Origin of the sequence: Saccharopolyspora sp. 6M (assembly GCF_020176775.1) — a bacterium.
In the GTDB taxonomy this organism is placed as follows: Bacteria; Actinomycetota; Actinomycetes; order Mycobacteriales; family Pseudonocardiaceae; genus Saccharopolyspora_C; species Saccharopolyspora_C gregorii.
Genome location: NZ_JAIUJZ010000137.1, coordinates 19,055 through 27,940, shown reverse-complemented (window position 1 = coordinate 27,940; position 8,886 = coordinate 19,055). Strand labels below are relative to the sequence as shown.

Sequence of the window (8,886 nt, the reverse complement as noted above, 5' to 3'; positions counted from 1 at the left end):
AACCGCCGGGGCCGGGGGCTGCGCCGGGGCGGTCCGGGCGCGCGCGCCGGCGTGCACGGCGCCCACCCCCCGGCCGGGCGCGTCCGGGGGCGCAGCGCGCGGCCCCCGCGCCTCCCCGGTGCGCTGCGGTTCGTGCAGCGAGGCCAGGAACAGGTCGAAGCTCGGGCGGTACTCGGATTCGGCCAGCGGCCGCACGTCGACGTCGGTCACGCCTGCATCCTGCCCAGTGCCGGGCCGCGCGTCGAGCGAATTCCCGGCTCCCTACCGCGGGTAGCCGACCTCGTAGGTACCGCTCGCGTCCCGGACGGTCACCGACACCGGCTTCGTCCCGCCGCCGAGGGTCACCTGGCAGTCGAACCGGTTGCCCGGCACCACCTGCTGCTCGGCCGGACAGCTCACCGATTCGACGGTGCCGAGGTGGTAGGAGTCGCGCAGCGTCTGCGCCACGCCCTGCTGCACGCTCTCCGGGTCGAAGCGGTCGTGCACCAGCACGCCGGGGTGCACGAAGCCGACGACGGCCAGCGACCCGGCGACGGTCACCAGGACCGCGCCGCCGAACACCCACGGCACCTTCGACCTCGTGCTCGGCGATGGCGTCGGCGCGCAGCCGCGGCCGCGCGGGCCGACGACGATCGGCGGCAGGTTCGGGTGGGTGGATTCCGCGCCGGTGGCCCGCGGACGCCCGCCGGCGTCGCCGGTGCGGGGCTGCTGCCCCGGGTTCGCGGCGCCGGTCCTGCGGTCCGGTCCCGGTTGCTGCGCACCGGATTCCCCTTGCCGCGGGCGGGATTGCTGGTCCGGGCGCGGCGGGTGCTGGCCGGTCTGCTGGGTCCGGCCGGGGTGGGAGTGACCGGGCTGGGCCTGCCCCGGGTGGGAAAGCCCCGGCCGGGTCTGGGTCTGCTGCGTCTGGCCGGGCTGGGTCTGGCCGGGCTGAACTTGGCCGGGTTGGGTCTGACCCGGCTGCGTCTGACCCGGTTGGGTTTGGCCCGGCTGGGTCTGACCCGGCTGCGTCGCCCTGCCCTGCTGCTCCGCGCCGCCCTGGCCGGTCCTGCCCTGGCCCGGTCGCCCGGGACGGCGCCCGGGAACCGGCAGCCCCGGGTTGGTCCGCTGACCGGCACCGGCCGCGGAACCGGGGTGCCCTTGCGCCGGCCGACCGCCCTGCTGGGACGGGCCGTTGGGGCCGCTCATCCAGTACCTCCGGGAAAGCTGAAAGTTCCGGCGCGGCGCGCGACCCCCGACGCACCGCACCCCCGAATCCAATCACAGCGCGCCATCGCGCCATGACCCCGCCGGGGGGCGCGGCCGACGGCGATCAGCCGCCGCCGCAACCGATCCGGGCGCGGCGGCCGATCACACGGCGCCCGCGGCGACCACCCCGCGGCGGATCGCGGTGACGGCCTTCGCCGCCGCCGAACCCACCGGATCGGACTTGCCGGTGACGTCGCGGATCTGGTCGAGCAGGTCCACCACCTGGCGGCACCAGCGCACGAAGTCGCCCGCGGACAGCTCGTGACCGGTGGATTCGGCGGCGGTGAGCACCCGCTCCAGCGACTCGCCGCGCGCCCACCGGTACACCGGCCACGCGAACCCGGCGTCGGGTTCCCGGGTGCGGTCGAGCTTGTGCCTGCGCTCGTCCTCCTCCAGCTCGCCCCACACGTCCCAGGTCTTGTCCAGCACGTCGGCGACCGCCCCGGACGGCACCGGCGGCGAGACCGCGCCCTCCCGGCGGGACTCGTAGACCAGCGCGGACACCACGGCCGCGAGTTCCGCCGGCTGCAAGGACCGCCAGATCCCGGCGCGCAGGCATTCCGCGGCCAGCAGGTCTGATTCGCTGTAGAGCCGGGTGAGCCGCCTGCCGTTCTCGGTGACCGGCTGCTCCGGGTCGTCCGGCGTGACGTAGTCCCGTTCGGCGAGCAGGCCGATGATCCGGTCGAACGCGCGCGCCAGCGAATGCGTGGTGGTGGAGACCTTGCGCCGCAGGTGCTCGGTCTCGGACCGCAGCCGCTCGTACCGCTCGGCCCAGCGGGCGTGCTTCTCCCGCTCGTCGCAGCCGTGGCACGGGTGCGCCTTCAGCGCGCGGCGCAGGCTGGCCAGTTCGGCGTCGTCCCCGACGTCGGAGCGGCGCCCGCCGCGCCCGCCGCCCACCGAGATCCCGGTGTCCCGCAGGCTGGAGGCCAGGTCGCGGCGCGACTTCGGCGACCGGGTGTCCACGTGCTTGGGCAGCCGCATCCGGCCCAGCGCCTCCACCGGGGAGGTGAAGTCGGCGACGGACAACCGGCCGGACCAGCGGTCCTCGGTGACCACCAGCGGGCGCGGCTCCCCCATCGGCTCCAGGCCCGGGTCGATCACCACGGCCAGCCCGGAGCGGCGGCCCGCGGGCACCTGGATGACGTCGCCCTTGCGCAGCTTCTCCAGCGACTTCGCCGCCTCGGCCCGCTTCGACGCGCGGTTCTGCCTGGCCAGCACCTTCTCCCGCTCGGAGATGCGGCGGCGCAGCGAGAAGTACTCGGCGAAATCACCGAGGTGGCAGGTCATCGACTCCGCGTAGCCCTCCAGGGCGTCGGCGTTGCGGTCCACCCGCCGCGACATGCCGACCACCGAGCGGTCCGCCTGGAACTGCGCGAACGACTGCTCCAGCAGGTCGCGCGCCGCGTCCCGGCCCACCCGCTGCACCAGGTTCACGGCCATGTTGTAGCCGGGCCGGAACGAGGAGCGCAGCGGGTAGGTGCGGGTGGAGGCGAGCCCCGCGACCTGCTTCGGGTCCACGCCCGGCTGCCACACCACGACGGCGTGGCCCTCCACGTCGATGCCGCGGCGACCCGCGCGCCCGGTGAGCTGCGTGTACTCGCCGGGCGTGAGGTCGACGTGCGATTCGCCGTTGAACTTGACCAGCCGCTCCAGCACCACGGTGCGGGCGGGCATGTTGATGCCGAGGGCGAGCGTCTCGGTGGCGAACACGGCCTTGACGAGGCCGCGGACGAACAGCTCCTCCACCGTCTCCTTGAACGCGGGCAGCAGGCCGGCGTGGTGCGCGGCGATCCCGCGCTCCAGCGCGTCGCGCCACTCCCAGTAGCCGAGGACCGACAGGTCCGCCTCGGGCAGCGAGCTGGTGTGCTCCTCGATGACCTCGCGGATCTCGTCGACCTCGTGCTCGCCGGTGAGCCGCAGTCCCGCGCGCATGCACTGGCTCACGGCCGCGTCGCAGCCCGCGCGGCTGAAGATGAACACGATGGCGGGCAGCAGGCCCGCCGAGTTCAAGCTGTCCAGGACCTCCACCCGCGACGGTGCGAAGAACCGCGGCGGCCGGGGCCCCTTGCGCCTGCCGCCACCGGGACCGCCGCGGCCGCGGCCGTACGGCGAGTGCACCCGGGACAGCTCCTGGGTGTGGCGCAGCAGCCGCGGGTTCAGCGACAGCTCCCGCTCCGAGGTCTCGCCGCCGAACAGGTCGAACATCCGGGAGCCGACCTGCATGTGCTGCCACAGCGGCACCGGCCGGTGCTCGTCGACGACGACGGTGGTGTCGCCGCGGACCTCCACGAGCCATTCGCCGAACTCCTCGGCGTTGCTGACCGTCGCCGACAGGCTGGCCAGCTGCACGTGCTGCGGCAGGTGCAGGATCACCTCTTCCCACACGGCACCGCGGAACCGGTCGGCGAGGTAGTGCACCTCGTCCATCACCACGTAGCCGAGCTGGTCGATGCCGCGCGAGCCCGCGTACAGCATGTTGCGCAGCACCTCGGTGGTCATCACCACGACCTGCGCGTCCCCGTTGATGGAGGTGTCGCCGGTGAGCAGGCCCACCGCGTCCTCGCCGTAGCGCTCGCAGAGGTCGGCGAACTTCTGGTTGGACAGCGCCTTGATCGGGGTGGTGTAGAAGCAGCGGCGGCCCTCGGACAGCGCCAGGTGCACCGCGAACTCGCCGACCACGGTCTTGCCCGCGCCGGTGGGCGCGCAGACCAGCACGCCGTGGCCGGATTCGAGGGCCTGGCAGGAGGTGCGCTGGAACGCGTCGAGCTCGAAGCTCAGCGAACCGGCGAACTCGGCGAACTTCGGGTGCGCGCTGCGGCGGCGGTGCGCGGCGTAGGACTCGGCGGGCGAGGCGGGGGCGTCGTCCGCGTCCGCGCCGCGGCGGGCCTGCTCGCCGGTGGGACGGCGTCGAGCGCCTTCCGCGGCGGAGCGGCCGTCCCGGTCCGGTTCGCCGGTGGGGACGTCTCGATCCTGCGCTTCCGCGGGCCGGTCCTCCCGGGCGTGCTCGTCGGCGGGCCCGTCTTCCCGGTTCCGCTCGGCGGACCGGTCGCCCCGGTCCCGCGCACCGGCGGGCCGGTCGCCCTGGGCCTGCGCACCGGTGCGGCGGCCGCCCCGGGTCCGGTGGCGGCGCGGCGGGCCCGCGCTCCCGGGGGACGCGTCGGCGGAACCGGGCTCCACCGCGGGCGGGTTCTCGGCGGCCGGGTTCTCGGCCACCGGGTCACGGGGCGAACCGGGATTCTTCTCATCCGATCCCGAGCGATCCGGATGCGACATGTCGGAGTGCGAACGGCTCACAGCCACCCGAGGTGAACGGGCAGCTCAGGCCGCGTCGCTCTTCGCAGCGGCCGGGGCGAGCACCTGGAGCGCGGCGGGCTGGCAGCGCAGGCTCACCGGCAGCCTGGCCTGCGGTTCGCCGTCGGCGAACGCGGTCCAGCCGTTGCCGCCGCCGAGCCGCACCGAGCGGGCCCGCAGCGTGCGCACCGCGGGGTGTTCGACGTGCTCGCCGGTGCGGATCGCGGGCAGCACCCGCAGCAGGTCGGCACGCCCCACCTCCCCGACGACGGTCACGTCGAACAGGCCGTCGGTCGGGTCCGCGCCGGGGCAGATCGGCACCCCGCCGCCGTAGTAGGGCGTGTTGCCGACGGCCACGCAGGTCGCGGCCACGTCGAGCACCACGTTGTCCGCTTCGACCCGCAGCGGCATGGCCTGCAGCCGGGCGAGCTCGCGCAGCACGGCCACGTCGTAGCGGGCGCGCCCGATGGGTAACCGGGAGCGGTTCACCCTGCTGTTGACCTGGGCGTCGAACCCCGCGCACAGCACGGTCGCGAACCGCTGCCCGCCGACCACGCGGCCCAGGTCCAGCGCCCGCCGGTGCCCGCCCTGCACGGCGTCGGTGGCGGCCCGCACGGCCTCCAGCGGGTCGGCGGGCAGGCCGAGCGCGCGGGCCAGGTCGTTGCCGGTGCCCACCGGGATGATCGCCAGCGCGGTGCGCGCCCCGGCGCAGGCCTGCACGGCGGCGTGCGCGGCACCGTCCCCGCCGACCACGGCCAGCACGTCGACGTCGTCGCCCACCGCGGCGCGGGCGGCGGTGGCGAACTCGGCGGCGTCGGCGGCGATCACGACGCGGACCGCCGAGACCACGCGGAACCGCCGGACGGCCTGCGCGGCGACGGCCGCGCCGCGGCCCCGGCCGGAAGCTGGATTGATCAACACCACGGTGCGCATGGGGCAACATCGTGGCCCACGCCCCCGTCGCGTGACCAGCCACCACCGGGAACCCCCGGTCAGCGGCCGTTCGCGCGGAAGTCCCGCTAGTGCGGAAGTCCGGCTAGTCCGGCCGGACGAACCCCTCGGGCAGGCGCAGCGCTCCCAGCAGCGGGGGCTCCGCGACGCGGCGCTGCTCGCGGCCCGCGACCTGCGGGAGGTGCTGCGGCCGGGGGCCCGCGGCAGGGCGCGGCGGGACCGAGCAGGCGCGGTCGGCCGCCCGCACCGCCTCCTCCCGGCCCGGTTCCTCCGCGCGGAGCCGTTCCTCGGCGAACAGCCGCGGCAGTTCGGGCAGGGCGTAGCGCCCGCCGCCCGCGACGCAGTCCAGCAGGCCGAGGTCCACCAGTTCCTCCAGCGCCCGTTCGACGGAGTCGACGTCGAGCTCCGCGAGCAGCGCGGCCCGCCGCACCGTGATCTCCCCGTCCCTGGCGAGCGCGAGCCGCCGGAACACGGTCCGGGCGAGCTCACCGCACCGCCGGTGGACCGCCGCGAGCACCGGCCGCACCGCCAGGTCGCCCGCGGTGAGCGCGTCGAGCCGCCCGCGCCGGTCCGCCAGCCGCCGCAGCAGGTCGGACACCAGCCAGGTGGGGCGCCCGGCGAGCCGGTTGCCCGCGATCCGCAGCGCCAGCGGCAGGTGCCCGCACAGCTCGGCCAGCGCCACGGCCGCCGACGGCTCGCGGCTCATCCGCTCGTCCCCGGCGATGGCGCCGAGCAGCCGCACCGAATCGGCCGGGGCTAGCACGTCCAGCGGGATCCGCGCCACCGATTCCAACCCGGCCAGCCCGCCGCGCCCGGCGACGAGCAGCAGGCAGTCCGGGTCGCTGGGCAGCAGCGGCCGCACCTGCGCCTCGTCGGTGACGTCGTCGAGGACCAGCAGCACCCGGCGGCCCTGCAACAGCGAGCGGTACAGGCTGGAGCGCGCGTCGGCGCCGGGCGGCAGCCGGTTCTCGGCGACGCCGAGCGCGCGCAGCACCACCCCGAGCGCGTGCTCCGGGCGCACCCGCCCGTACCGGTGCATCGGCAGGAAGAGGCAGCCGTCCGGGTAGTGCTCGGCGAGCCGGTGCGCGGTGTGCACCAGGAAGGTGGACTTGCCGACTCCGGGCGGACCGGTGACGGCCACGACGGGGGCGCTGCGGGGGCGGCGCTCCGCTGCGGCCACGGTCCGCAGCTCGGCGGCCGCCTGCTCGCGGCCGGTGAGGTCGGCGATCTCGGGCGGCAGCGCGCACAGCATCCCGCCCCAGCCCGGGTCCGGCGGAGCCGGTGCGGCCTCCGGCGTTCCGATCCCGGGGCGCGGCAACAGGTTCCGCAGCTCCCCCTCGTCGGTGGCGAGGGCCGCGGCCAGCGAACGCAGCGTCCGGGCCTGCGGGCGGGCCACCCGTCCGCGTTCCATGTCGCCGATGGCGCGGGCGCTGATGCCGGTGCGCCGGGCCAGTTCCTCCTGGGTGAGGCCGGCACGGGCGCGGCGCCGCCGGAGCGCGGTCCCGAAACCGGGGTGCGGGGTGTCGCCGGGACCGACCTGCGCCATGTACCCCACCACTTCTCCCGCAGCGGCGGGCCGGGTCCGCCGGCGTACCGCGCCGGAATTCAGGCCGCCACGCTGCGGTACCGACGTTCTCCCCGAGCCCCCGATGATCTCCGGACACCATTATCCGGAGATGCTTCGCACGGCACAACGTCCGCGATCGCGCCATTCCCCGGCCCGGTGATCTCGCCGTCACCGGATGCATTCCCACTGCTCGAACGGACGCACCCGAATGGCAGCGGAAATGCACTCGATCAGCCGAGCACGGGTTCCGGGCCGGAAGAAATGCGCGCGCCCGTTCTTCCTGTGGATCTTCCTGGCCGGGTTCGGCATTTCGTGCTTCGCTGGATCAGGGGACGCCGATCGGGCGGCGTGGGATCGATTCGGGGAGGGGTGCGCATGTCGGGGTACCGAGCGGGCCGCCGGAGCGCCCCGCGGCCGAGGTGCTCCGGACGGACGGGATCCGGGAACACCGGGTCACCGCGGCAGATCCCGCAGCACCCCGCTGACGTTGAGCACCTCCACGCACCGCGGCGCGCGCTGCCCCGACGGCGGAGTTCCGGGCAGGGCGCAATTCACCTCGCCGACGACGCGTCCACCCGCGGGGACTTCGATGGGCGTGACCCAGTGGTAGTCCTGGTTCCGGAACGTTTCCAGCGCGATCGTGGTGACCATGCGACCGCCGAACCAAATGGTGAGCACTCCTTCATCGCCCTGGGAGTTCGCCAGCACCAAGTCGGTGATGTAGAACACCTTCCCCTCCGGGACGATGTAGGGCTGGGCACCGGCCTCTCCGCCATTCGTGGCCACTCGAATGGTCGTGGAGAACTGCCCGCCGCCCGGCACGGTGTTGCTCCCGGGCGGAACGGTTCCGGGCGGTCGGTCCTGCTGGTCCCCGCCCGGTTCCTCCGCCGGGGGCGGCGGTTCGGGCTGCGGCTGCGGAGCGGGGGCGAGTTCGCCGTTGCGCGCCATCTCCTGCGCCCGCTCTTCCGCGGCCTCCTTCGCCGCGGACTCCAGCGTCGGCTTCAGCAGCGCGAACCAGGCGATCAGCAGCGCCAGCAGCAGCGCCAGCAACGCCAGCAGCCACTTCGGCAGGATCGGCAGCTGGTGCAGCTCCCCGTCCAGCTGCTCCGGGTACGCCTCGAACCCCGTCGCCGGAAACGCACCGGCACCCGCGGGCGCCGTCACCGCGTCGTGGACCGCGACCGGCGAGGCGGTGACCACGAACGGCGTGCGCACCGGGGCACCGAACCAGATCAGCTTCGCGGCGCGCGCCCGCAGCCGCACCTCCACCTGCTCGTCCGGTTCGACCCGGGGCCGAGATTCCTCCAGCCGGAACCGGAGTTCCTCGGCGGCGTCCCCCGGTTCCAGCGGCACGTCGATCGGCGTGTTGCCCTGGTTGTGCAGCACCACGTGGAAGCGGCCGGTGCGCCAGGCCCGGCGGCGTTGCGGCGCCAGCCACGCGCGCAGCTGCTGGAACGGTTCGACGTGCACGGTCGCCTCGGGCACCGCCACCAGCTCGGGCCGTTCCACCGGGGTGACCCGCACCGCCAGCGGTACGTCCCCGGCGGGCACCTCGGGAGACCTCGGCGGGCGCAGCACCAGCGTCACGCTGCCCCGCGTCCCCGGGTAGAGCGAGAGCCGCGCCGGTTCGACGACGGTCCACGGCGAGCAGCGACCGACGACCTCGAACTCGTAGGCCTCCACGATGTCGGTGCCGTTGTGCACGGTCAGGGTCGCGGTGGCCTCCCCGCCCGGGGCGACCACGATCGTCTCGTTCTCCCACACAGCTGAGGTGCTCACCCGACGAAAGCTAGGTGCCCCCGGCCGTCCGCGGCAGGGCCTCGGGGGCAGCG

General features: G+C 75.1%; 5 protein-coding genes and 1 pseudogene. All 6 read right to left on the bottom strand.

The features are described from left to right. Positions 1-210 (bottom strand): annotated as a pseudogene (locus LCD31_RS18475) (hypothetical protein); the annotation flags it as partial. A gap of 51 nt (positions 211-261) precedes the next feature. Continuing rightward, positions 262-570 carry a DUF4333 domain-containing protein gene (locus LCD31_RS29610; RefSeq protein WP_224959777.1) on the bottom strand — a complete coding sequence of 103 codons (309 nt, stop codon included), beginning with the start codon at positions 568-570 and terminating at the stop codon, positions 262-264. A gap of 777 nt (positions 571-1,347) precedes the next feature. Then, positions 1,348-4,458 carry an RNA helicase gene (locus LCD31_RS18465; protein WP_224959774.1) on the bottom strand — a complete coding sequence of 1,037 codons (3,111 nt, stop codon included), beginning with the start codon at positions 4,456-4,458 and terminating at the stop codon, positions 1,348-1,350. Positions 4,459-4,563: 105 nt separating this feature from the next. Next, positions 4,564-5,469 carry a diacylglycerol kinase family protein gene (locus LCD31_RS18460; RefSeq protein WP_224959772.1) on the bottom strand — a complete coding sequence of 302 codons (906 nt, stop codon included), beginning with the start codon at positions 5,467-5,469 and terminating at the stop codon, positions 4,564-4,566. 103 nt (positions 5,470-5,572) lie between these two features. Then, entirely contained in the window at positions 5,573-7,033 is a 1,461-nt protein-coding gene (locus LCD31_RS18455; RefSeq protein WP_224959771.1) for an XRE family transcriptional regulator, read from the bottom strand. A gap of 474 nt (positions 7,034-7,507) precedes the next feature. Then, positions 7,508-8,833, bottom strand: coding sequence for a hydrolytic protein (locus tag LCD31_RS18450; protein WP_224959769.1), 1,326 nt, complete (start codon positions 8,831-8,833; stop codon positions 7,508-7,510). Positions 8,834-8,886 lie beyond the last annotated feature (53 nt).